The 23,627-nt window shown below is 70.9% G+C and carries 20 protein-coding genes and 4 pseudogenes; 22 read left to right on the top strand and 2 right to left on the bottom strand.

All coding sequences use genetic code 11. The features are described 5' to 3' along the window. Nucleotides 1-7: 7 nt before the first annotated feature. The 17 genes and pseudogenes from ACFV6E_RS28495 to ACFV6E_RS28415 form a co-directional block, all read left to right on the top strand. A complete protein-coding gene (locus tag ACFV6E_RS28495) occupies nucleotides 8-823 on the top strand; it encodes a carbohydrate ABC transporter permease (RefSeq protein WP_385176080.1) in 816 nt (271 codons plus the stop codon). A gap of 115 nt (nucleotides 824-938) precedes the next feature. Continuing rightward, nucleotides 939-1,955, top strand: coding sequence for a helix-turn-helix domain-containing protein (locus tag ACFV6E_RS28490; protein ID WP_385465461.1), 1,017 nt, complete (start codon nucleotides 939-941; stop codon nucleotides 1,953-1,955). A gap of 510 nt (nucleotides 1,956-2,465) precedes the next feature. Beyond that, nucleotides 2,466-3,437: an alpha/beta hydrolase gene (locus tag ACFV6E_RS28485; protein ID WP_385465458.1), complete on the top strand. Its 972-nt coding sequence runs from the start codon at nucleotides 2,466-2,468 to the stop codon at nucleotides 3,435-3,437. Between the two features lie 48 nt (nucleotides 3,438-3,485). After that, nucleotides 3,486-4,202: an alpha/beta fold hydrolase gene (locus ACFV6E_RS28480; RefSeq protein WP_385173558.1), complete on the top strand. Its 717-nt coding sequence runs from the start codon at nucleotides 3,486-3,488 to the stop codon at nucleotides 4,200-4,202. Nucleotides 4,203-4,603: 401 nt separating this feature from the next. After that, complete coding sequence (locus ACFV6E_RS28475; protein WP_385173556.1) at nucleotides 4,604-5,182, top strand: Dps family protein; 579 nt, start codon at nucleotides 4,604-4,606, stop codon at nucleotides 5,180-5,182. A 344-nt stretch (nucleotides 5,183-5,526) separates the two neighbouring features. Beyond that, complete coding sequence (locus ACFV6E_RS28470) at nucleotides 5,527-6,900, top strand: PP2C family protein-serine/threonine phosphatase (protein WP_385173553.1); 1,374 nt, start codon at nucleotides 5,527-5,529, stop codon at nucleotides 6,898-6,900. A gap of 5 nt (nucleotides 6,901-6,905) precedes the next feature. Beyond that, nucleotides 6,906-8,018 carry a B12-binding domain-containing protein gene (locus tag ACFV6E_RS28465; protein ID WP_385173550.1) on the top strand — a complete coding sequence of 371 codons (1,113 nt, stop codon included), beginning with the start codon at nucleotides 6,906-6,908 and terminating at the stop codon, nucleotides 8,016-8,018. Nucleotides 8,019-8,653: 635 nt separating this feature from the next. Continuing rightward, on the top strand, nucleotides 8,654-9,016 hold the full coding sequence (locus ACFV6E_RS28460; protein ID WP_385465455.1) for a hypothetical protein: 363 nt from the start codon (nucleotides 8,654-8,656) through the stop codon (nucleotides 9,014-9,016). Next, complete coding sequence (locus ACFV6E_RS28455; protein ID WP_073759566.1) at nucleotides 9,013-9,672, top strand: nucleotidyl transferase AbiEii/AbiGii toxin family protein; 660 nt, start codon at nucleotides 9,013-9,015, stop codon at nucleotides 9,670-9,672. The genes ACFV6E_RS28460 and ACFV6E_RS28455 overlap by 4 nt, the downstream gene beginning before the upstream one ends. 144 nt (nucleotides 9,673-9,816) lie before the next feature. Next, entirely contained in the window at nucleotides 9,817-14,295 is a 4,479-nt protein-coding gene (locus ACFV6E_RS28450) for a hypothetical protein (protein WP_385465452.1), read from the top strand. A 35-nt stretch (nucleotides 14,296-14,330) separates the two neighbouring features. Further along, the gene (locus tag ACFV6E_RS28445) at nucleotides 14,331-15,155 is read left to right on the top strand and encodes a Crp/Fnr family transcriptional regulator (RefSeq protein ID WP_385465449.1); all 825 of its coding nucleotides are present in this window, start codon (nucleotides 14,331-14,333) and stop codon (nucleotides 15,153-15,155) included. 87 nt (nucleotides 15,156-15,242) lie between these two features. Then, a complete protein-coding gene (locus ACFV6E_RS28440) occupies nucleotides 15,243-16,034 on the top strand; it encodes a hypothetical protein (RefSeq protein ID WP_385465446.1) in 792 nt (263 codons plus the stop codon). Between the two features lie 68 nt (nucleotides 16,035-16,102). Continuing rightward, nucleotides 16,103-16,324, top strand: coding sequence for a hypothetical protein (locus tag ACFV6E_RS28435; RefSeq protein WP_385465443.1), 222 nt, complete (start codon nucleotides 16,103-16,105; stop codon nucleotides 16,322-16,324). Continuing rightward, nucleotides 16,311-17,066 (top strand): hypothetical protein, encoded by a 756-nt coding sequence (locus tag ACFV6E_RS28430; RefSeq protein WP_385465440.1) that lies wholly within the window; start codon nucleotides 16,311-16,313, stop codon nucleotides 17,064-17,066. Before ACFV6E_RS28435 ends, ACFV6E_RS28430 begins: the two co-directional genes overlap by 14 nt. Beyond that, on the top strand, nucleotides 17,063-17,371 hold the full coding sequence (locus ACFV6E_RS28425; protein ID WP_385173530.1) for a helix-turn-helix domain-containing protein: 309 nt from the start codon (nucleotides 17,063-17,065) through the stop codon (nucleotides 17,369-17,371). Before ACFV6E_RS28430 ends, ACFV6E_RS28425 begins: the two co-directional genes overlap by 4 nt. Beyond that, nucleotides 17,368-18,504 (top strand): hypothetical protein, encoded by a 1,137-nt coding sequence (locus ACFV6E_RS28420; protein ID WP_385465437.1) that lies wholly within the window; start codon nucleotides 17,368-17,370, stop codon nucleotides 18,502-18,504. The genes ACFV6E_RS28425 and ACFV6E_RS28420 overlap by 4 nt, the downstream gene beginning before the upstream one ends. Before the next feature lie 227 nt (nucleotides 18,505-18,731). Next, nucleotides 18,732-19,155 (top strand): annotated as a pseudogene (locus tag ACFV6E_RS28415) (flavoprotein); the annotation flags it as partial. Nucleotides 19,156-19,241: 86 nt separating this feature from the next. On the opposite strand, the gene ACFV6E_RS28410 reads toward ACFV6E_RS28415, so the two are convergent. Together ACFV6E_RS28410 and ACFV6E_RS28405 are read right to left on the bottom strand one after the other, a co-directional pair. After that, complete coding sequence (locus tag ACFV6E_RS28410; protein WP_385465561.1) at nucleotides 19,242-20,090, bottom strand: hypothetical protein; 849 nt, start codon at nucleotides 20,088-20,090, stop codon at nucleotides 19,242-19,244. Between the two features lie 332 nt (nucleotides 20,091-20,422). Then, complete coding sequence (locus tag ACFV6E_RS28405) at nucleotides 20,423-20,626, bottom strand: hypothetical protein (RefSeq protein WP_385173525.1); 204 nt, start codon at nucleotides 20,624-20,626, stop codon at nucleotides 20,423-20,425. A gap of 490 nt (nucleotides 20,627-21,116) precedes the next feature. Between ACFV6E_RS28405 and panD the strand changes: the two genes are divergently transcribed. The 5 genes and pseudogenes from panD to ACFV6E_RS28380 all read left to right on the top strand — a co-directional run. Next, complete coding sequence (panD, locus tag ACFV6E_RS28400; RefSeq protein ID WP_385173522.1) at nucleotides 21,117-21,536, top strand: aspartate 1-decarboxylase; 420 nt, start codon at nucleotides 21,117-21,119, stop codon at nucleotides 21,534-21,536. Between the two features lie 85 nt (nucleotides 21,537-21,621). Continuing rightward, entirely contained in the window at nucleotides 21,622-21,966 is a 345-nt protein-coding gene (locus tag ACFV6E_RS28395; protein WP_385173519.1) for a GNAT family N-acetyltransferase, read from the top strand. Further along, a pseudogene (locus ACFV6E_RS28390) lies at nucleotides 21,966-22,232 on the top strand (arylsulfatase); the annotation flags it as partial. The gene ACFV6E_RS28395 and the pseudogene ACFV6E_RS28390, both read left to right, overlap by 1 nt. Before the next feature lie 297 nt (nucleotides 22,233-22,529). Continuing rightward, a pseudogene (locus ACFV6E_RS28385) lies at nucleotides 22,530-22,730 on the top strand (arylsulfatase); the annotation flags it as partial. 249 nt (nucleotides 22,731-22,979) lie between these two features. Continuing rightward, a pseudogene (locus ACFV6E_RS28380) lies at nucleotides 22,980-23,105 on the top strand (arylsulfatase); the annotation flags it as partial. Between the last annotated feature and the right edge of the window lie 522 nt (nucleotides 23,106-23,627).

The raw sequence follows: 23,627 nt of genomic DNA, 5'->3' as shown, positions 1-23,627 counted from the left end.
GGGTGCCGTGAAGCGCGTACGCGAGCGTGGTCCGCTGTCCACCGCCGCCGGGATCGCGATCCTCGCCGTGCTGCTGTTCCCCGTCTACTGGATGGTGAACGCCTCCCTCCAGCCCACGGGCAACACCCTGCGCGGAGGCTGGTTCCCCTTCCCGCCGGACTTCGGCGGCTACCGCCTCGCCCTGCGCGACCAGTGGCACGGCCTGGTCACCAGCATCGTGGTGGCGCTCGGCAGCGTGGTGCTCAGCCTCGCGCTCGCCGCGCCCGCGGCCTACGCGCTGGCCCGGTTCTCCCTGCGCGGCACCCGGCTCGTGCTGCTCGGGGTCCTGGTCACCCAGATGGTGCCGGGCATCGTCCTGGCCAACGCGCTCTACGGCGCCTACACCGACCTGGGGCTCCTGAACTCCTGCCTCGGGCTGATCCTCGCCGACTCCTCGACCGGCATCCCCTTCGCGATCCTCGTCCTGCACGCGTCCATGCGGAGCATCCCCGGGGAGATCATCGAGGCCGCGCGCGTGGACGGCGCCGGCCGGTGGCGCGTGCTGTGGTCCGTGGTCCTGCCGGTGAGCAGGAACGCCCTGATCACCAGCGCCGTCTTCACCTTCCTCTTCACCTGGAGCGACTTCCTCTTCGCCCTCACCCTGACCACGACGGGGACCGTCCAGCCGGTCACCCTGGGCATCTACCAGTACCTCGGCGCCCACACCGACCAGTGGAACGCCGCCATGGCCACCTCGGTCCTGGCGTCCGTCCCCGCCGCCGTGCTGCTCGTCGTCTCCCAGCGCTTCGTCACCGCGGGCACCACCGGCGGAGCCCTCAAGTGAGCGGCGGCCCGCCGGACCCGCGCCGGTGATCTAGCGGGTTCACGCGATGTGCCGCCACCCCTCGGGCTGGCACGGTGTCGTAGCAGGCACACACATCAGTCGAAGGGCCGAGACCATGGCGCCGGACGTCCAGGAGGGAAGCGCCCCCGGCAGCTTCCACACCACCGACTCACTGCCCGTCCAGCACCGGAGGGCGTACTGGCGCGGAGCCCTGTCCCGGACCTTCGGCGCCGTGAACATGACCGTCCCCGACGAGGTGTACTCCGGCACGATCCGCGCGACGCCGCTCGGCCGGCTGAAGGCCGTCACCGTGGACGGCGACGGCCTGACCGCCGTACGCACCCGCCGGGTCGTCGGCCAGGACGGCCAGGACGCGTACATCGTCGTGAAGATGCTGGCCAAAGGGGCCGGCCGCCTGGAACAGGACGGCCGGGACGCCCTCCTCGGCCCCGGGGACATCTTCGTCTACGACACGGTGCGCCCCCTCCGGCTGACGCTCCCCCAGGCCTTCCGCACCAAGTCCCTCGTCCTGCCGAGGGACGTCCTGGGCCTGGGCGAGTCCGACGTGGCCCGGGTCACGGCCCGCCCGCTCGGCCCCGACACCCTCCTCGGCGGTCTGATCTCGCCCTTCCTCGCCGGGCTCGTGGACGGTGCCGGGAGCTACCCGCCGCGCACCGGTGAGCTGATGGCCCGCAACGTCGTGGACCTGCTAGGGGTGCTGGCCGACGACGTCCTCGGCCGCTCGGACGAGGAAACGCCCGGCGGGAACCGGGCGCTGCTGCTGCGCGTCCAGGCGTTCATCGACCGCCATCTCGCGGACCCCGACCTGACCCCGCAGGTCATCGCCGGGGCCCACCACATCTCCCTGCGCTACCTGCACAAGCTGTTCGAGAGCGCGGACGCCACGGTCGGCCGGTGGATCCAGCGGCGGCGCCTGGAGGAGTGCCGCCGCGACCTGGCGCTCCACGGGAGCGCCACGATCGCGGCGGTAGCACACCGCTGGGGTTTCACCAGCGCCGCGCACTTCAGCCGGGTGTTCCGGGCCGCCTACGGGATGTCCCCCCGTGAGTGGCGCGGCGCCCAGGAGCCGGCGCCGCAGGTCCCGTCGGCCGCCCGGCTCGTCGACGCCTGACGGTCCGGGCGGCCGTTGCCGGACGGCGGTGTTGAGGGTGGACAGCACGCCGAATCCAGGCCAGCCCGCGGGCAGCAGGGGGACCGCCGCGAGCCGGGGAACCCGGACCGTGGCCAGCGCCACCAGCGACGCGGCGAAGACCACCGCCCCCGCGGCAAGGGTGCCGTCGGCACCCGGTCCGTGCCGGAGCGCGGGCAGGGCGTACGGCGCCGGCGAGGTGTGTGAGGACCGTGCGGCGGCTGTTCCGCCGGTCACGCCAGGCCGCTGCGTTCCGGCCCGGTTTCTGGTCAGCGCACCGCGAGTTGTCCGGCAGCGCACTGCCCGCGCCACCGTGCACGGTCAGGCCAGAGTCGGTGCGCAGGTGTGCAACGCCCGCTGCTCCGGCGGTCCTAGCGTGATCACGGACGGCCCGGCGGATCTCCGCGTCCGGGGGCGGGCCGCCACGCCGGAACCACCGGCACGCATCCGCCGGAAACACCGGCACGCAGCACATGAGTCTCAGGAGTCCGTATGTCCCACACCTTTGAGCCGGTCCAGCCGATCCTGGAGCCGGCCGCTGCCGCGTTCGCGGAGGCGACCGCCAATCCGCCTTACCTGTTCGACCTGGCGCCGGCCGAGGGCCGCAAGGCGGTCGACGAGGTGCAGTCCGGCCAGATCGACAAGCCGGCCGTCGACGAGGAGTGGATCACCGTTTCGGGCGGGCCGACGGGCAGTGTCCGGGCCCGGATCGTGCGGCCCGCCGGCGCCGCGGGCACCCTGCCGGTGATCCTCTACATCCATGGGGCGGGCTGGGTGTTCGGCAACGCCCACACCCACGACCGGCTGGTGCGCGAGCTGGCCGTGGGCACCGGCGCGGCGGTGGTCTTCCCCGAGTACGACCTGTCCCCGGAGGCCCGCTACCCGGTGGCCATCGAGCAGAACTACGCGGTCGCCCAGTGGGTGGTGCAGCAGGGCGCGACGAAGAACCTGGACGGCACGCGTCTTGCGGTGGCCGGGGACTCGGTGGGCGGCAACATGACCGCGGCGCTGACGTTGATGGCCAAGGAGCGCGGGGACGTGGCGCTGGTGCAGCAGGTGCTGTTCTACCCGGTGACCGACGCGAGCTTCGACACCGCCTCCTACCACCAGTTCGCGGAGGGGTACTTCCTGCGGCGGGACGGGATGCAGTGGTTCTGGGACCAGTACACCACCGACGAGGCGGAGCGGGCGCAGATCACCGCCTCCCCGCTGCGCGCGAGCACCGGGCAGCTGGCCGGGCTGCCGCCGGCGCTGGTCATCACCGGCGAGGCGGACGTGCTGCGCGACGAGGGCGAGGCGTACGCGGGCAAGCTGCGTGAGGCCGGGGTGCCGGTGACCGCGGTGCGCTACCAGGGCGTCATCCACGACTTCGTGATGCTCAACGCGCTGCGCGAGACCCACGCCGCCCAGGCCGCCATCACCCAGGCCGTCACTGTCCTCAAGGCCGCGCTGCACACCCGCTGACGCGCCGTCCGACCCGACTCGCTTCACCTCGTCCCAAGGAGCACGGACATGGCCACCACGCCCACCGTCCTACTCGTCCACGGCGCCTTCGCCGACGCCGGCAGCTGGTCCGGCGTCATCGCGGAGCTGCTGAACCACGGCATCCCCGTGGTGGCGCCGCCGAACCCGCTGCGCGGCCTGGCGTCCGACGCCGCGTACATCGCCTCGCAGGCCGCCCAGATCGACGGCCCCGTCGTCCTGGCCGGCCACTCCTACGGCGGCGCGGTGATCTCCGTGGCGGGCGCCGCGGAGAACGTCGTGGGCCTGGTCTACATCGCGGCCTACGTCCCCGAGGAGGGCGAGAGCCTCGGCGAACTACAGGGCCGTTTCCCGCTGTCGTCGCTGGTCAGCAATCTCGTCGAGCGGACGTACCCGGTCGAGGGCGGTGAGCCCGCGGTCGAGGTCACGATCAAGCCCGAGGCGTTCCCGGCCATCTTCGCCGCCGACCTCCCGGCCGACGTCACCAAGGTCCTGGCGGTGGCGCAGCGTCCGCTGGCCGGCTCGTCGTTCACGGAGACGGCCTCGGCCGCGGCGTGGAAGACCAAGCCGTCCTGGGCGCTCGTGGCGGGCGCGGACGAGGCCATCAACCCGGAGGTGGAGCGTTTCGGCGCGAAGCGGGCCGGAGCGACGGTCGTCGAGATCGAGGGCGCCTCCCACGCCGTCGCTCTCTCCCGGCCGAAGGACGTCGCCGAGCTGATCCGCGACGCGGTACGCGCGACCGCCTGACGCGACACCGCCGGTGACCGGCGCGGACAGCGACCGCTGCCGGTGACCGGCGAGAGCAGCGACCGGCGCCGGTGACCGGCGAAAGCAGCCACCGCCGACGGTGAACGGCGCGAAGGCCGCGCGGACCTCCCCCAGGGGCGGCCGCGCGGCCTTCGTCGTACGAGGCTTCCAAAGCACCGTGCGCCGACCTGCGCCGACCTGCGCCGACCTGCGCCGACCTGCGCCGACCTGCGCCGACCTGCGCCGACCTGCGCCGACCTGCGCCGCACTCTGCTGACCTGAGCCGAACTCTGCTGACGTGCGCTGACGTGCACCGACGCGTGCGCTGCCGGGCAAGACGACGCCCCGGTGCGGCCTAGCGTCGGTCGGGTACACACAGCACCACCGCAGGAGGCGGACACATGACCACCAGCTCCCACCACGCGAGCGGCAGCCAGCCCTGGCTGCACCAGAAGGGCGAGGTGATCCAGGACTTCGGGACCGTCAAGCAGTTCCCGCTCGGCTTGTCGTACGAGGCCCGGATGTACTCCTGCCAGCGCCTGAACAAGGTCCTCGCGGACACGCAGATCCTGTACGGCCTCTACAAGAAGCACCACTGGCTGATGCGCGGCGCGACCTTCTACCAGCTCCATCTGGTGCTGGACAAGCACGCGGGGGACCAGCTGGAGCTGGTCGACACCCTCGCCGAGCGCGTCCAGTCGCTCGGCGGTGTCGCGGTGGGCGACCCCCGGCACGTCGCGGAGATCACCTCGATCCCGCGGCCCCCGGACGGCGTGGAGGAGGTCCCGGCGATGCTCTCGCGGCTGCTGGAGGCCCACGAGACGATCCTGGTCGCGGCTCACGACGCCGCCGCGCGGACGGCGGAGCTGGGCGACGACGGCACCAACGACCTCTTCGTCTCGCAGGTGATCAGGACCGGCGAGCTGCAGTCCTGGTTCCTGGCGGAGCACCTGGTGGACACGCCTCTCGTCCGCTCCTGAGCCCGCCCCCGAGCCGCCCTGCCGCGTGCTCCCGGCGGGAACCGGCAGGGCTCGCGGATCGCCGGGGCGGCACGACCGGCTCGGCGTCGGGCGGATTATTCACCGGCCGGGTGACGGTTGTCAGCCGTATGGAACAGCTCGGGTCACAGTCATATGCCGTCGGTAACGTGATCGCCACTTGCCTTCGAGCGGACGGACGGCAGGGACCGTAACAGCGGGACCGGCACCGTGCTGTCCCGTGACGAGCAGACCGCACCCTCGTGGCTGGTCGAGGCGCACCGGCAGCGTATCGGCGACGGTGCGGGGGAGGGGGCGTAGGTGCGGGCGGCCGGGCGGATCGGCGGGTGAGGGCTCAGGCCGGACCGGACACGGGCGGTGCGGTGACCTGGCGGCTCATCGGCGACGGTGAAGCGGCCGGCACCACCGAGGAGTTGGCGCGGGCGAGAGCCGAGCTGTTGCAGGAGCTGTCGTGCGACCTGCCGGCGTCACTGAACGTCGAACGGAGCCGGGAGGTGGTCGTGCAGCGGGCGGCCCGGCATCTGGCGGACGCGGTGGTCCTGGTCGCCACGGGCGACGGGCGCACCTTCCCGGTGACGCGCTGCACCACCGGCGAACCGGTGACCCAGGAGCGGATCGCCCTGGACCCCGGACAGGTGCCGGGTCTGGCCGAGGCGCTGCTGGGGCTGCCCGCGGAGCCCTCCGCCTGGATCGACCCCCGGCGACTGCCGCACTGGGCGATACCCGGCGGTTGCGCGGACGGCACCCCCGAGATCGGTTCGATCATGGTGGTGCCACTGCCGGGACACGGCGCACCGGCCGGCTGTCTGCTCCTGCTGCGCCACCACGAGGCGGTGTTCACTCCCGCCGAGGAGTCCTTCGCCGGGCTCTTCGCGGCCCGCGCCGGGGCCGCGCTCTCGCTCGCCCAGGCCCACGCCCGTCAGGCGCACACCACCGAGGTGCTGATCCGCGACCTGCTGCCACCGGACCTGGGCCGTGTGCACGGGATCGACTTCTCCGGCCGCTACCGCGCCTCGGCGTTCGGCGAACGCGTCGGCGGCGACTTCTACGACGTCTACCCCGCGGACACACCGGAGGCCGAGACCGTCGCGGTCCTGGGCGACGTGTGCGGCAAAGGGCTGGAGGCCGCCGTCGTCACCGGCAGGATCCGCACCGCCCTGCGGGCGCTGCTGCCGTTCGCCGCCGACCACACCCGGCTGCTCACCCTCCTCAACACCGCGCTGCTGTCCAAGCCCGAGACCCGCTTCGCCACCCTGGTCCTGGTCACCGCGAGACGCCAGGGCGCGCGGGTACGGCTGCGGATCTCGAGCGCGGGCCATCCCGTCCCGCTCATCGTGCGCACCACGGGTGAGGTCGAGGCGACCCCGACCGCCGGCGTACTGGTCGGCGCTTTCGCCGACCCGGAGTTCATGACCGCAGAGGTCACGTTGCAGCCGGGGGAGACCTGCCTGGCGTATTCCGACGGGATCACCGAAGCACGCGGCGGGCCGCTGGGCGACGTGATGTTCAGCGAGGACCGGCTGCGCACCGTGCTGACCCAGTGCGCCGGAATGCCCGCCGAGGTGGTCACCGAACGCGTGCAGATGATCGCCGACCAGTGGGTCGGGGAAGGGCGCCGCGACGACATGGCCGTCCTCGCCATCAGCGCACCCCGCCACAGCCGTTCGACAACAGCAAGCGAGCAAATCCCGAGAAGGTGAACCGCATGACCGATGGCAAGGACGCGCACTGCTTCGCCGAGCCACGTGACCGACTGTGGCAGGCACTCATCGACTGCGACGAGTTCCGCGCCGTCGACGTCGTGCGCCGCGCGCTCGGCGCGGCGGAGCCCCGGAAAGCACCCGGCACGGGCGACCCGGCCGCCGAGCGGACGCGAGGGGCGGCGGAGCGGGTCCTGCTCGAACTGATCGCCCCGGCTCAGGAGCGGGTGGGCACCGCCTGGGCGGCCAACGACATCACGGTGGCACAGGAGCACGCCGCCACGGCGATCAGCGAGCGGTGCGTCGCGGCCGTCGTCGACGCCACCGTGCCCGCCCTCGCCGACACGGCGGCGAAACGGGTCCTGGTGGCGTGTGTCGCCGGTGAGTGGCACGCCCTGCCCGCCCGTCTGGTCGGTGAGGTGCTGCGCCTGCGGGGCTGGCGGGTCGACTACCTCGGGGCGCAGGTCCCCACCGAGCACCTGGTCGCGCACCTGCACCGCACCGGCGCCCGGGCGGTGCTGCTGTCCTCGTCCATCCCGACCCGGCTGCCCGACGCCCACAACGCGATCAGCGCGTGCCAGAGCACCGGTGTCCCGGTCCTCGCCGGAGGGGCCGCGTTCGGTCCGCAGGGCCGCTACGCCCGGCTGATGCGGGCCGAGTGGGCCGCGGACGCGCCGGGCGCGGCCGCCCTGCTCGGCCGGAACCCGGCACCGCCCGGTCCGGGGGCGGCCCGCCTGCCCGTCCTCGACCTGCCGCACCTGAGCGACCAGGAATACACCATGGTCCGCCGGACCGGGCCGCAGCTGGTGAAGCAGACCCTCGCCGACGTCGAGGCGGGCTTCCCCGCGATGCGCGACTACAGCGCGTACCAGCGGGAGCGCACCGTCGAGGACATCGACCACATCGTCAGCTACCTCGCCACCGCCCTCTACGTCGACGACCCCGGCCTGTTCGCCAGGTTCCTCACCTGGACCGCGGACATCCTGGCCGCCCGCGACGTCCCGCCGCGGTGCCTGCTCCCCGCCCTGGAGTCGCTCGTGAACCAGCTCAAGGACTTCCCCCGCGTGGTCGGCATCCTCACAGCCGCTCGCCAACTGCGGTCGGGTGACTGGCTGTAAAGTGGGGGACACAGCCCTTGACCTGCATCAACGCAGGCAGGGAGCCTAACCGCAGGAGTGCGCTCATGCTTCGTACGATGTTCAAGTCCAAGATCTAGCGTTTGGGTGTTTGCGCAGGTCAGAGGTGTGATGGTTCCGCTCGGGTCAGCAAATGGTCAGCATTGGGCGCGGGAGCGTCCCAGTTTGCTGACCAGGTGGTGGCCAAGACCGGTGACCTCGACAGGTCTCTGGCTCCCGCTTGGGACGCTCGCTGGGTACTCGACAGGTCGACCGCGGTATGGATCCTGACCTCACCCGCCCCGGTTTCCTTCTCGGTCACCGCTCCGGCGTCATTGGCCTCGGCTTCGCCACCGTCGTCACTTCCGACAGAGAGGCCGAAGCCGCAGCCGACTTCACCGCGGCGACCCTCCGCGTGACCTGCTGTGTCATGATCACCCGCGCCCGTGGGCGGGCTGGTCCTGGGTCTGCAGGGCAGCCGATTGCCGCGCCACCTGGGAGCCTGCGCGGGTAGGCGATGATGCGCTGAGCGCGCCCTGGCTGAGATGCCCGAGGGAAGGGCGGGCGCCCGACCCGTACGTACGACAGGGACCCCCGTATCCGCCATGCCGCCGCCTCCCAGCAGCGATACTGGATGCATGGACACGACGATCACCGCCCCCCGCGCCGAGGTGCTGCGGGACCGCTACCGCAGCCGACTGCCCGAGAGCTTGCAGGAGCTGGTCGGCCCTGTCGAGGGCAACGTGGACCTGCCGCTCCACATCGTCTGGTCCGGGCGGACGAGCTACAGCCTGGACCGTCCGAAGTCCCGCATGACGCTCTACCGGACCGTCCTGACCGAAGGACTGAGTGAGGACCTGGTGGCACTCCTGCACCACCGGCTGCTCACCGAGCAGTGGCCCGTGCTGCGGCGCTTGATCAGCCCCTACATCCGCGAGGTCTGGGAGGACGCTTTCCCCGAGCTGCTCCGCACCGCTGCGGCCGACACGACCGCCGGGTGAAGCTCACTCCGCTCCACGAGCGTCTCCTCGCCGACATCCTCGACCTCGGCTCCCCCTACCCTCTGGTCCTCACCGGCGGATACGCCGTGCAGGCCCACGGCCTGGTCGAACGCTTTAGCCGTGACCTCGACGTCGCCACCGAGAACCCCGCTCCGATGCAGGAGATCGTCGCCTCACTCACAGCGGGCCTCAGCGCGCGCGGGTGGCGGACCACGCACGTCCAGACCGATCCGCTCAGCGGCCGGTTCCTCGTCACCGATCCGGACACCGGCGAGGAGTGCGAGGTCGATGTCCTCAAGGAGGCGTTCTGGGCTCCGCCTGCCCAGACCCCCTACGGCCCCGTTCTTTCCCTCGACGATGTGATCGGCACCAAGGTCCGTGCCCTCGCCGACCGCGGCACCGTCCGCGACCTCATCGACGTCCAGGCCGCATCCCGCCACCGCTCCACCGCCGACCTCGAATCCCTGGGCCGCCGTCGCGCCCACGACGAGTTCAGCCTCGAAGACCTCCGGGACCGGCTGATCGGCGCGGACTGGTACGAGGACGAGGACTACACCGCGTATGGGCTCACCTCGCGGCAGATCGAAGAACTCAAGGCGTGGGCGCTGGAGTGGGCGGAGGATCTGGGTGCGCGGATCCATGACGAGAACGCCTGAGAGGCGGTCATCGCATAGGGACTGCGGCAAGTTGCGGAGGAGGCAGGTTTGCGTTCAATGGCCCTTGCTGCGCCTGGCATGTGCGGCACCGTCCGCGCAGGCGCGCGGTTGACGCGGTCGCCAGGCCGACCGTAGGGAGCAGTGATGACACCGCGGCCAGGAGGCGAGACGGACAAGTTCGGCAACCGCTACGAGGGGGCCTGGACGATCAGACACGCCCTGTACGTGCTGCTGGGCACGGGAACGTCGATCACCCTGGAGCCGGGCTCTCCGCTGGGGGACGGCGTCGAGTTCGTCTACCACCATGACGGTGGGACCCAGGTGCACCAGGTCAAGCGGCAGAACCGGAACGCAAACAGCTGGAACGTCGCCTCCCTCCGTGACAAGGACGTATGGAGCAGCCTGCGGTCCCACGTCGACGCGGGCCGCGCGTTCCACTTCGTCTCCTTGGTCCCCGCCCGTACGCTCGACGAGCTCGCCGACCGTGCTCGCCGCTCCGACAGCCTTGCCGCCTTCGAGGCCGAGTGGCTCACCGACGGACTTCAGGGCCCCTTCGACGCCCTTGCCGCGGCCGACATCTTCGGCTCTGCCGCGACGGCCTGGCGCATGTTGCGAGGACTGTGGGTGGAGTGGCACAACGAGCGGGACCTCGTGCACACCAACGCGGTCTTGGCCGAACAGGCCCTGGCAGGGGCCCCGGGGCGCCTGGCGGCTCTCGGGCTCGGTGATCTCCTGCTGAACAGTCTGGGGACCACGCTCGACGCGCGGGCCATCAGCGCCCGGCTGGGAGAGTACGGGCTGAGGCGGGTCAGCTGGACGGACGGCTCCGAGGCGACGGATGCACTGGGCGAGGCGACACGGCGGTGGGCATCGAGCGTCGAACGCGCGTTGTTCCGCCCGGCGATCCCCCGAGAGACAACCGATCAGCTGGTTGAACAGGTCCTTGGTGACGCGCAGCAGGTCACCGTTCTCACTGGTGCGGCCGGCGGCGGAAAGAGTGCGGTGCTGCACCAGGCCTTGGACGCTCTCACCAAGCTGGACACCCCGGTGCTCGCCTTCCGTCTCGACCGGTTGGCGCCCTTCACCTCCACCCACGAGCTGGGTCTGCGAATCGGGCTGACCGGGTCACCGGCCAGCGCGCTCGCAGCCGCGGCGAAAGGGCGCCGCTGTGTGCTGATCGTGGACCAGCTCGACGCGATCAGCCTGGCGTCGGGCCGCATCCCGGAAACCTTCGACGCGGTGGCCGACCTGATGGACGAGGCGATGGCGTACTCGGCCATGCGCATCGTCCTCGTGTGCCGGGCGTTCGATGCCCAGGCCGATCCACGGATCCGTCGGCTCACCGCATCAGACCGTTGTGCGCACATTGCGGTCGGGGCGCTTACCGATGCCCAGGTCGATACCGCGCTCGCGAGCATGGGCCTGGCCGCCTCTCGCGTCACACCGTCGCAGCGTGCTCTGCTGCGGGCACCGCTACATCTGGTCCTTTTGGCTGAGGTCGCGGACCAGGAGGCAGCCCTCTCCTTCCGCACGACTCGGCAGCTCTTCGACGCTTTCTGGGACACTAAACGGAAGGACTGCGCACGTCGCCAGCCTTCCGTACGCTTCCACGAGGTCATTTCGGCCGTCGTGGCGGCCATGAGCGCGCGGCAAAGGCTCTCCGTTCCTGACAGCCTGCTCGACGCGGACGCCCTCGCAGCGAGTGCGGACGTGCTGGTGTCGGAGCACGTCCTCGTGCGTGAGGGCCGACAACTGGCTCTCTTTCACGAGAGTTTCTTCGACTACGCCTTTGCGCGCGACTGGCATCGGCGGGACGAGAGTCTGGTCGCCTTTCTCGCCAGTGGGGACCAGGAGCTCTTCCGGCGGGGACAGGTGCGGCAGGTCCTCGACCATCTGCGGGACCTGAACCCTGAGCGGTTCACCCAAGAGGTCGAGGGACTGCTCACCAGCCCGGAGATCCGCTACCACCTGAAAGACGTCACCTTGGCCGTGCTGCGCGGCCTGGAGGTCCCCACCGCCGGTGAGTGGGGGGCCGTCGCACGCGTGCTGGACACCCGTCCCCTCTTCCGGGACCAGCTTGTGAACGCGGTCAGCAACGCGGCGTGGTTCCGGCGCGCGGATGACGAGGCAGTGCTCGACGACTGGCTGACCAGTGCCGACGAAAGGGAACACGAGTGGGCGGTACGGATGATGGCCGCCGGCGCCGACGTCTTCCCCGACCGGGTGGCCCGCCTCCTGGAACCGCACACCTCGGATCCCCGGTTAGGATCCTGGCTGGAGCGGGTCGTCCGCTTCGCCGATCTCGCCGGCAGCAGGAGCCTCTTCGACCTGTTGCTGGAAGGTGCGCGATCGGGTCTTCTCGCCGGACGCGAGCACCTCGTCTGGATTTCGATGCAGGACCTTGCGGGTAATCGGCCTGCCTGGGCAGTCGAGTTGATCGGAGCGATGGTCTCGGACCGCCCGGACGCGCTGCGGCTCAAAGACGATGGCAGGGTCGGTGTCCTGCTCACCCGGGACGACTCGGCCCTGCGCGTCGTCGCGGCTGCCGCGGTGGGCGCTCCGGAGGACTTCTGCGCTCGGGTCCTGCCGTTGCTCCTGGCTGCCATGGCCGCGACCGCGCTCCCACCGAAGGAGGGCTGCCCGGTCTACGACAGGCACTTCGCGTTTCGCTATCCCGACGACCGGCCCAGTGACTTGGGTGACGCCTTGTTCCAAGGCGCGGCCAAGGCGCTGCGGATCGTGGCGAGCCAAGACCCCGCCCGCGCGCGTGGTCTGGTGACAGGGCTCGCGAGTGTGCCGTACGAGGCGGCTCAGTGGCTCCTCTACCAGGTCCTGATCGAGGCGGGGCCCACTCTCGCCCCTTGGTCCGTAGAGATCCTTCTGCAGGGCCGACACCGCCTCCTGTCCGGCTACGGATCCAACATCGTGTGGGGGGCCCGCGAGGTTCTGTGTGCCGTTGGGAATGCCCTGCCCGACGACACGCTCCGGCAGGTGGCCGACATGCTGCTCCACTTGCGCCTTCCTCCGGACGACGAGTTTTCGCCCTGGTATGAGTTCACGTTGCTGACGGCGCTCCCCGAGGACCGACTGTCCGAGCGGGCGGTGCACCGGCTCGGAGAACTCCGACGGCGTCACGACGATATGCGGGAACCGGACGGGCCGAAAGGGATGACCGGCGGGTTCATCGGTTCGCCCATTCCGTCGGAGGCGGCCCAGCACATGAGTGACGACCAGTGGCTGGGCGCCATGAGAAAGCACCGTCGGGACCGCACCGACTGGGAGACCTTCACCGGCGGGGCCCAGGAACTTTCCCACGTGCTAAGGAGCATGACGGCGGCGGCGCCCGGCCGCTTCTCGCGACTCGCCGTACGGATGGACGCGGGGATGCACCCCGCCTACGGAACATCGCTCCTTCTGGGCCTCGGAGACGCGGAGCCCTACGGCGACCCGGACACCGTCTTCGCGGCGGTCCGTCACCTCTCGGGCCAGTGCAGGCCGGCCCATGACCGCTGGCTCGGCTGGGCGATGCGAAAGTACCTCACCTCCGTGCCCCTCGATCTCGTGGAGACGCTCCTGGACCGCGCGCTCGGCGTCGACGACACCGGTGACCTGGCCGACTCTGGTGACGTGATCGGCGAGAGTGAAGGGGACCTGGGTAGCGAATCGGACGCCGAGCACGACCTCCTCACCGCAGGGATCAACACCGTGCGTGGCAGCGTCGTCGAAATCCTGGGTGACCTGCTTATCCATGCCGCGGACGGTTCCCGGGCCGCCCTGGTCGTACCTCACTTGCGGAGAATCGCCGCCGACCCTTCGCTTCCCGTCCGGGCGTGTGCGGCTCATCTGCTTCATGCGGCGCTGCGGTACGACCGTCCTGCGGTGGCCGATGCGTTCACCGTGCTGGTCCGGGCCCCAGACCGGCTTCTGGCGTCACGGCCGGTGTTTCGCCTGTTCGTGGCCCTGTGCCACGGGGATCCGGTGGCGGGCAGACCAGTGGTGGAACGGATGCTGCGTTCCCCGGCGCCGGCGGTGCGCCGGAGTGGTGGGCGGGTGGCGGCGCTGGCGGCGATGGAGTGGGAGACGACGGACCTGCTGGCGGAGGTGCTCACCGGGAAAGACGGAGCACAACGGCAGGGCGCCGCGGACGTGTGTGCCCAGCGTCTCGTGAACACCGGGGACCAGGCCTTGGCGCATCACGCGCTCGTCCAGTTCTTCCACGACCCGGAAGAAGGCGTGCGAGAAGCCGCCGCCGCTGTAGCCGTCGCGTTGAGGGGCCGACGTCTGGGGCCCGTGCGTCGCACGGTGACCGCACTGATCGATTCCGACGCCTTCGCGCTGGCTTTGCCGCAGTTGCTGATCACTCTCGAAGAGGCTCCCGACCGGGTCGACGAGCTGGTACTCGCCTGTGTACGACGGTTCCTCACCGTGTTCGGCGCCGCCTCGGCAGATCTGTCCACTCGCGCCGCTGCCGATGCCCACCACATCGGGGAGCTACTGGTTCGGGCCCATGCCCAGGCCACCTCGGCTGCCCGCCGGTCCGAGATCCTCGATCTGCTGGACCAACTGCTGCTTCGTGGAGCCTACGGTGTGGCCGAAGCGATCGGTAGTGCCGACCGAGGCTGAGGCACTCCGCGAAGAGACCGGCAGGTGCTTCAGGCGTGCGCCGTTGTGCGCCCCGAAGTGCACTCTTAGCACTGGCTGTTCAGACGGGAATCGCGGACCGCCGTACCCGTCGCGTGCTGTGCTGTGCTGTGCGCATGATTCGTGGCTCGGACATGGATGGTCACGTGCCGTTTCTCGACACGCTGACGGAGGGGGCCCGCAAGGCCTTCGCACGGCTCGGGACGCGGTGCAGCTTCGCCGTGGGAGACGTGCTGATTCATGAGGGTGATCACGCCCGGGATCTGATGGTGCTCCACCAGGGGGCGGTGAAGGTGACCGGTGGACTGGACGGAGATCGCCCGGCGCTCATGGATGTGAAGAACGAAGGGGACGTGGTGGGAGAGGTGGCGGCGATGGGCCTCGGGCCGAGGTCGGCGACCGTCACCGCTGACCGCGAGGTCACCGCCACCGTTGTCCCGAGCCACGAACTGCTGCCCTTCCTCCGCGCCAACCCCGAAGCGGAGCTGGCCCTCAAGCGGGTGATCGGCCGCCGACTCCGCCGGTCCGAGCGCTGGCCTCTGGACTTCGGCAGGCTTCCGGTCCCGGTCCGGCTGGCGCGTCTGCTGGTCGAGCTGGCGCAGTCGCACGGGAAGCCGGACAGGAGTTCGGTGCGCATCGACGTGAGGCTGTCCCAGCAGGAACTCGCCGATCTCGTCGGATCCACCACGAACACCGTGCAGAAGACGCTTGCCCAGCTACGGATCGACGGACTCATCTCCGCCACGAGCGAACGACAGACCTTCGTACGTGACATGGCCGGACTGCGGCGGGTGGCTCGGCTCGGCCCGGCGTCACGTGGCGACCTGTCAAGAAAACCGTAAAAACGCGGGATTCTGGCTCCTGGCCTCCCTTCCTTGGACAGTTGGCGTGCAGCGCACCCGACAACCACTGGAAGGAGACGAGTTGTCATGAGTGAACCCATCTTTTCCTTGCCCCCGGACAGCATCCCGCGCCGCCGGCTGTGTCTGGCGGCGGACATGGAGCAGTACAGCCTCCTCGACACCCGGACCCAATCTGCCGTGCAGGCCGACCTGGTCCGGGTGCTGGACGAAGCGGCGACGCTGACCGGACTGGACCGCGAGGCCTGGGCTCGTCAGCCGCAGGGCGACATGGAGTTCGCCGTCCTCCCCGAGGCCACCCCGGAAGCTGCGGTCTTGGGGCCTTTCGTACACCATCTGGCGGTCCGCCTCGGCGCCCTCAACGCGCGTTCCGCCGCCCCGCGTGTCAGGCTGCGGCTTGCCGTCGACACCGGTGTCGCTCCGGATGCCGCCCTCGGCCACGCCGGCCCCGCGCCCGTCGCCGTGGCGCGCTACGTGAACGCGCCCCAGGTGAAGGCCGTGCTGGCCGTCCTCACCTCGGCGGATCTCGCTGTCATCGTGTCGGACCGGCTGTACCAGGACGTCGTCCGGTCCGGACAACCCGGCCTGGAGCCGGCGCAGTACGTTCGCGCCCACGTACAGGTCAAGGAGTTCGGAGGGTACGGCTGGATCCGCGTGCTGGGCCATGAGCCGGACGACGTGCGAGCGGCCGTCGACGGCGGGCACGAGCCGCTGCCGTCGTCGAACGTTCCCGGGGTGGAACGGGCGAACCTCTCCCAGCACGTTCGCCATGGCGTCGCCGTAGGCCGGGACGTTCGCGGCGGCCTCAATCTCGGCCTGCCCATGATGCCTACGGCGGACGGCCCCGGGCACGCCCGGTGACGGCTCCCCACAAAGCCGGGTTCCGGTTCGAAGGGGACAGAACCCAGTTGGCGGACTACGGGGTGAACGTGGGCAACGACCTGTACGGCGTCATCTGCATCCACCCGCCCGCGCCTGCGGCCGACCCGTCCTGGTTCCAGCCCGGAACGGCGAGCCCGATCTCGGGCGAGCGCCTCGTGGCCGTGCGGTCGGCGCTGACCGCCCTTGCGAGCGCCTGTGAGCGGGCTGCCGAGGCGCTGTCGTACCCGGGCCTGATGGGGCCGGAAAGGAGAAGTGATGAGAAGGACTGACCCCGACGGTGTGTTCGCCCTGATCGCAGCGACGCTTTTCAGGGACCCCGGAGGCGTGCGGCGCCTCCTCGTGGTGAGTGACGGCCACCGCCCTGTACGGCTGTCCCCGAAGGACTGCAGGAACGCTCTGTACGGGCCGCGGCGCGACGAGGGTCTGCGGACGGCGATCTGGCGACAGGCCGTGACGGAGGCCCAGCAGGAGCCTCCGGGCGGCGACGCCGAGGGGAGACTGCTGGTGGTCTGGCTGGCGATGCCCGGCTTGCACCGCAACCTGTACCAGATCCTGCGCCGCTTGAGGGTCGAGCGCGCAGACTTGGAGGCGGAGGCCGTACTGGCCCTACTCACCGCCCTCGACACCGCGGATCCGGACGATCCGGACATAGGCGGACGTCTGATCAAGGAGGCGGTGAACCGGATGTGGGCCTACGCCGACCGCATCAGGAGGGAGGTGCCCGTCGTGGACGTCGCGCGCTTCGCGGACGCCCGCATCGCCACGGCTCCGGGGGAGGAGCCGCAGCGGTCGGCCGAGACGTGGGAACTGCACCTCGCACCCCCGCCCCGTCCCGACGGCCTGTGCGCGACGCTTCGCTTCGCCGAGTCGCGCACACGGCGGGAAGGGGAGCGTCTCGGGGTGCTCGCGCACTGTGCGGGCTTGCCCGATGTGGTGTTCCGAGCCCGGCGTCATGAGGAAGCGGCCCTTGTCGGCACGCTCGTGCTGCGCCCTGTGGGAGCCCGGCGGTGAGCCCCCGGTCCGGCCCGCCGCTGAGCTTCGCGGAGGCGTTCGACTTGCCCCTGAGCGTCGATCTGCGGACCGCTGCCCGCGCGTTCGGGGTCTGTCCCAGTACGGCGTACGAACTGATCCGCCGCAGTGCCTTCCCCTGCCCGGTGCTACGCGTCGGGCGGCGCTACCGCATCCCGACCGCGTACCTGTTGCGCTCGCTCGGCATCGAGGAGCGTCCCGTGTACGCCGTTGACCTGGAAGCCGGCGCCTCGTACGCGGCCATGCTCGACTCCACCGACATCCGTGGAACGGGGGATCCCTCATGAACGTGTCGCCGACTTTTCGGCAGGAGCCCGAACGGCCCCGGATGTGCTTCGTCATCGGCCCCATCGGTGATGCGTACGCCGCTCACGGCACACCCGAGCGCGAGTCCTACGAGCACCACCTCGGGATCTTCGAGCAGGTGATCGCACCGGCCTGCGCGAAGTACGAGATCGACGCCGTGCGTGCGGACGGCATCGCGCACGCCGGTGACATCAACGAGCAGATCTGCCGGCATGTCATCGAGTCCGACCTGGTCATCGCGGACGTCAGCGGTGGCAACCCCAACGTGATGTACGAGTTGGGGCTGCGTCACATCACCGGCAAGCCGACCATCCACATCGGGGAGGCCGGACAGTTGCCCTTCGACATTGCGTCGATCAGAACGATCCGGTACCAACGGGCACGCAGCCACCTGGCCGGAGCGCGCCGGGAGATCGAGACTGCCTTGGAAGCCGGGCTCAGGGACGGATTCGAAATCCTTACCCCGGCGCGGGTCGTGAGAGCGCTCCGACCGGTCGAGGAACCGTCGTCCACCACTGAGAGCATTAACGTAGAGGCCGCGGCCGACGAGGATCCCCCCGGCCTGCTGGACGACTTCGCCGCGATCGAAGGCGGAGTGCACGAGATGACCGCTCACCTGGTGGCCATCACGAAGGTTATTGAGACGATCCGGACGCTGACCGAACAGAGCGCCAGCGAGATGCTCGACCTCACCCAGGCGAGCGCCCCCGCGAGCGCCCGTCTCGCGGCGACGGCCCGTTACGCGGAGTCGCTGAGCGCACCTGCCGGAGAGATGAGGACCGCCGCCACGGCCTTCGCGGAGCGGATGACGACGCTGGACAGCGGGGTGAGGGCCGCGTTGAGCCTGATCGAGGTGACACCGCCCGACGAGCGCGGCAAGGGAACGGACGAGTTCCTGGAGCAGCTCATCGACTTGGACGAGGTGGCCCGGACGGGACTGTCACAGTTCGAATTCCTCGGTACCTCCGCGAGTGGCCTGGTCCGTTGGAGCCGACACCTCCGCAAACCGGTGAAGGACATCTCCAGTGCGGTGCAGGAGATGACCTCCGCCATCACGCGCATGGGGGAGTGGGCCGGCAAGGCCCGAGAACTGGCACGGGGCGCCACTGGGTGAATCTGCGCGGCAGGGAGCCGGACCCCAGAAGTCCGGCTCCCTGCCGCGTCAGTCCGGCGTGCCCACATCGCCTGTGCCGCATCGTTGGGGTCAGGGTCGTGATCGCGGGGGAGCGGTCGGGGCAGCACCGTAACCGTGCACATGCAGGGGTACGGGGGCGTCGGCGTCACGCTCCTGGGGTACCGAAGAGGCCGCGAACCTCCTGACCACCGACGAGGGGGCAGGGTATGAATGACCAGCCGAAGAGGGCCTTCCTGTCCGTCGTCGTCTGCGCCCGCTGGCATCGCGGGAGACGCCCATCAGTTGATCAGCGCCGCGCAGGAGCAGGGCTGGGGCGTTGGCGTCATCGCCACACCCCTGAAGCTTCGGCTTCCTCGGCACCGAGGCGATCGAGGCCCGGACCGCGTACCCGATCCGCTCGGCATGGAGCAGCCGTGACGTCCGCTGCCGCCTGCCCATGCCATCGCCGTCGTACCGGCCACGTTCGACATGATGAACAAGTGGGCCGTCGGCATTGCCGACACCCTCGCGCTGGGCATGCTGTCGGGCGTACGGGTTGGGGATCCCCACGGCCGTCCGGCCGTACGTAACGCGGCCATGGTCGCCAACCCGGCGTACGGCTGGAGCCTGGACCAGTTGCGGGAGATGGGTCGGACGGGCGAGGCTCGCGCTCCTGGTCGTCAGCCGATTCTGTCCGTCCAGAGGTCGTCCGGACAGACGTTGTCCTTGAGAGCGGGTCACCGGCCCGAGTCCGGGCGAGGCTCCTGGCCCTGTCCCGGCAGCAGTCGCAGGGCGAAGACGGAGCCGTCGGCGTGGACGGAGACGGGGCCGCCCCAGTTCTTGTCGAAGGTGAGGCGGGGGCGGACGCCGCGGCTCGCGTGGACGAGGGCGCGGTACTCCTCGACGTCGCCTCTGGCGAGAAGTCGGAAGACTTCCTTGTCCACGCCGGAGAACGCCTCGACGCGGGGGCCGTTGAGGCGGGAGACGTGGTTGGTACCGACATACTCGTTACCGAAGAGGGTGTGGGCGGCATCCTGGATGCTCATGCTGGCCGCGTGTTCGAGACCGGTGAAGTGTTTGCGACCCTGTCGGTCGGTCAGGTGGCGGGCGGTTGTGTGGCCCGAGCCGGGGAAGGCCATGAGGCCCGCTGCCGTGGTGTGGGCCAGGGCCTCCTGGAACCAGGCGTAGTCCTTCGGCTGCACGTGGCAACCCCGTACGGACTCCGGTGCCACCAGGCCCTCGGCCGGGGGGATGTCCGGCATCACGTTCGCCTGGAACGGCGGGGTGTTCAGGCCCGCTTCCCGGCCCTCTGCTGGAGACAGCCGACCACCACTGCCCGGTGCCTGGAGGGTGTGGACGGTCATGGAGCCGCCGTCCGTCGGGAGCTGAGTGCTGAACAGCAGGCCAGGGGTCTCGTTCCACACGCCGATGTGGACCGCTTCGGCGTGGGCCGAGGCGGAGGCCAGTTGTTCGGCGGAGGTGGCGGAGTCGCTGTGCTTGCCTGCGCAGGCGAGGGGGATGGCAAGGGACGGCTCGCCCGGCTGCCAGACCTCGGCGAAGTACTGGGGACGATAGCGGTACCTCACCTTCTCGCCCTTGTCCCTGCTGGTGAGGGCCCAACCCGCGCGTAACGCCGTGTCAGCGGGGACGATTGTCACCGAATGGTCGGGGAAACGGCTGCGCAGCATGTGCTCGGTGAGCGTGAGCGCGAAGCCGATGCCGAGCTCGCCGGATTGCAGCGACTTGTAGTGGTCCGCGATGCGGTGGCCTTCGTCGGTGAGGCCGAGGAAGGAGTCACGACCGCCGGCCAGAGCCTGGGTGTACTTGAGTGCGCCCCAGTGCTCCGCCAGCCCCCGGCCCGCGCCACGTCACGACAGGGCAGTGGCCCGGGCGAGGGTGTGGAGCACGTCCCAGAAGGTCACTTCGAACTGCCGGGGCAGCTCGTCGGCAGGATCGGGACGAGGGCGGGCTTCCGGCGGAGCAGCTCGTCCTCATTCTCCTTGCGTTTCTCGTCGTCCGCCGCGATGGCGGCCTTCACCTTCCCGACGAGCGCGTCGTCGGAGTGGACGGAGACGTTCGAGGGCCGGGTCAAGTCCTGGAGCACTTCCTTGGTCGGCTTCAACAGCTCTCCTTCACGGAGTGCGAGGGCGGTTCGCCATCGGCTGGACCGTACGGAAGGGAGGAGCGGCGCACGCAAGTGCGCAGGGGCGCGTGACCTGGACTTCGGCTCGGGCGGGAGGCAGGCAGCGAGCTGGCTTGCGGGGCGGTCGAGCGCCGACCGGCCGATGGCCGAAGGGACCGTGTTCCACGAACCGGAGCGATGGCGGTGCCCGACAGGTCGGTGCGTGGAGGCACGTCGTCCGTGTGCAGAGTGGTCTCGCATCTTTGATGGCTCATCAGGTAAGTCAGCATCCGGTCAGCACGAGTCGCCGGGCTTTCCCGGAGGATCGCCTGAACAGGCGCCGGTGCGGCGCGAAAGCCCTGGCGGGAAGCCGTCTCGCCCGAGCGGAGCGATGTTCCTCACAATCCTCGACCGGCGTGTCCCGGTGTACAGTCGAGACCGCCCTTGACCTGCACAAAGCAGGCAGGGAGCCGTCAAACAGGAGTCCAAAGTGCTGCGTACTCTATTCAAGTCCAAGATCCACCGTGCCACCGTCACCCAGGCCGACCTGCACTACGTCGGCTCGGTCACCATCGATGCCGAACTGCTGGACGCCGCCGACCTGTTGCCCGGTGAGCTGGTCCACATCGTGGACATCACCAACGGTGCCCGCCTGGAGACGTACGTCATCGAGGGCGAGCGCGGCTCGGGTGTCATCGGTATCAACGGTGCGGCCGCGCACCTCGTGCACCCCGGCGACCTGGTGATCATCATCAGTTACGCTCAGGTGCCCGATGCCGAGGCGCGGTCCCTCGAGCCGCGGGTCGTGCACGTGGACCGCGACAACCGGATCGTCGCCCTGGGCGCCGATCCGTCGGAGCCGGTGCCCGGCTCGGACCAGGAGCGCGCTCCGCGGTCCGTGCCGGCCTGAGCGCATCCCGCAGCCGCGGGCGGGGACGGCCAGGGTGCCCCCGCCGTCCCCCGGCCCGCGCCGCAACCCCGAGGAGAAGAGCCCCATGAGCGACATCGAGATCCGCGACGACCGGGCGGCGGGCCGCCTGGAGGCCGTCAAAGACGGCGAAGTGACCGGACGCATCGAGTACTTCGTCCTGGACAGCCCCCGCACCGCGCTCGTCCCCGTGCACACCATCGTGGAACCGGAGCACGAGGGACAGGGCATCGGCGGCTCCCTCGCCCGCGAGCTGTACGCCGTCGCCGCCCGCGAGGGCGTCACGGTCGCCCCGCTCTGCCCTTACGTCGTCAAGTGGGCGGCGCGCCACCCGGAGGAGGCCCCGGCGGCCGACACCACGCTGATCCAGGCCGCGAAGGACTGGCTGGTGGCACACCCCGGCCGGTTCTGATGCCCGGTCCGCCGGAGTCCGGGGCCGGCGTGCTCGCGCTGCTGCACACCTCGGCGGTGCACGTCCCCGTCTTCGACGCGCTGCGCGACGCGGACCGTCCGGGGCTGGAACTGCGGCACTTCATGGCGCCGGAACTGCTCGCGCGGGCGCGGGCCGGAGGGCCCGACGCGGTGGCCGGCGAGGTGCGGGCGATACTGGACCGGGCGGTCGCGGAGGGCGCGGCGGCCGTCCTGTGCACCTGCTCGACCATCGGCGCGATCGCCGAGCGGGCATTCACTGAGCGGACGGGCGCCGAGAGGTCGGTCACCGAGAGGTCGGCCACCGCGCGGACGGTCACCGGGAGGTCGGCCACCGAGCGGGCATTCGCCGAGCGGACGGGCGCCGAGAGGTCGGTCACCGAGAGCTCGGCCACCGAGCGGGCATTCGCCGAGAGGTCGGCCACTGCGCGGTCGGTCACTGCGCGGTCGGTCACTGAGAGGTCGGCCATCACGCGGTCGGCCACCGAGAGGTCGGCCACCGCGCGGTCGGTCACCGAGAGCTCGGCCACCGCGCGGACGGTCACCGCGGTGCCCGTGCTGCGCGTCGACCGGCCGATGGCCGCCGCCGCGGTGGCCGCCGGGCCCCGGATCGCCGTCCTCGCGTCGGTGCCCAGCACGCTGGAACCGACGGCCGCCCTGATCGAGGAGGAGGCAGCGCGGGCCGGACGCCGGGCCGACGTCAGCCTGGTCCTCGTGGAGGGCGCCTGGGACCTCTTCGAGGCGGGTGACACGGAGGGCTACGTCCGAGCCGTCGCGAGGGCGGTGGACTCGATCGCCGGAGCGGGCACCGGAGTCGGCATCGGCGCCGCAGCCGGTACCGGTACCGCAGCCGGTACCGGTGCCGCAGTCGCGACCGTACCCGGTGCGGTGACTGCCTGCGGAGCCACAGCCACAGCCACAGCCACAGCCACAGCCGCGGCCGCACCCGGCGCCGCAACCCCCGCCGGCCCCGGCCCCGGCCCCGGCCTCACCCCCGACGTCATCGTCCTGGCCCAGGCGTCCATGGCCCCCGCCCAGCGCCTCGTCACCACGGCGGTCCCGGTCCTGTCCAGCCCCCGGCCGGGCCTCGCCGCGGCGGCGGACGCGATCGCCGGAGCGTGAGGGAACTCACGGCTGTACCCCCGTACCGCCGGCGCCCGGTCCGTACGGCCCGCGACGGGGTCCGTGCGCCGCGTTGGACCCCCCGGGCCCCATCCGTGGCGCGACGGGGTGACTGGGGGCGGCGCACCCGGGTAGGCGGGGGACAAGTCCAGGGCCGAAGCACCGACTGGCTGGAGGACAGCATGACCGAGCCGTTTCCGACGCCCCTGCCGCCCGACCCCACGCCGGGGCCGGTACCCGACCCGGCACCGTTCCCCGACCCGGCACCGCATCCGGAACCCGCACCGGGTCCGGGTCCGGGACCCGGACCCGAGCCGCGGCCCTCGCCGTCGCCCATCCCGAAACCGCCGGGACCCGACCCGGTGCCCGAGCCGGAACCCCAGCCGGACCCGATGCGCTGAGCGGCACCGACGGGGCAACGGGCGGCCACCCAAACCAACACCCCCCCCCCACCCCGCCGGAAGTCGACCCCGACCACCCCCGACCCCCCCCGGCACCCCCCCCCCCCCGGGTGGCCCGCCC

Origin of the sequence: Streptomyces sp. NPDC059785, from assembly GCF_042732375.1 — a bacterium.
Taxonomy (GTDB): domain Bacteria; phylum Actinomycetota; class Actinomycetes; order Streptomycetales; family Streptomycetaceae; genus Streptomyces.
Note: the sequence above shows the minus strand (reverse complement) of the source record. Positions and strands in the feature narration are given on the sequence as shown.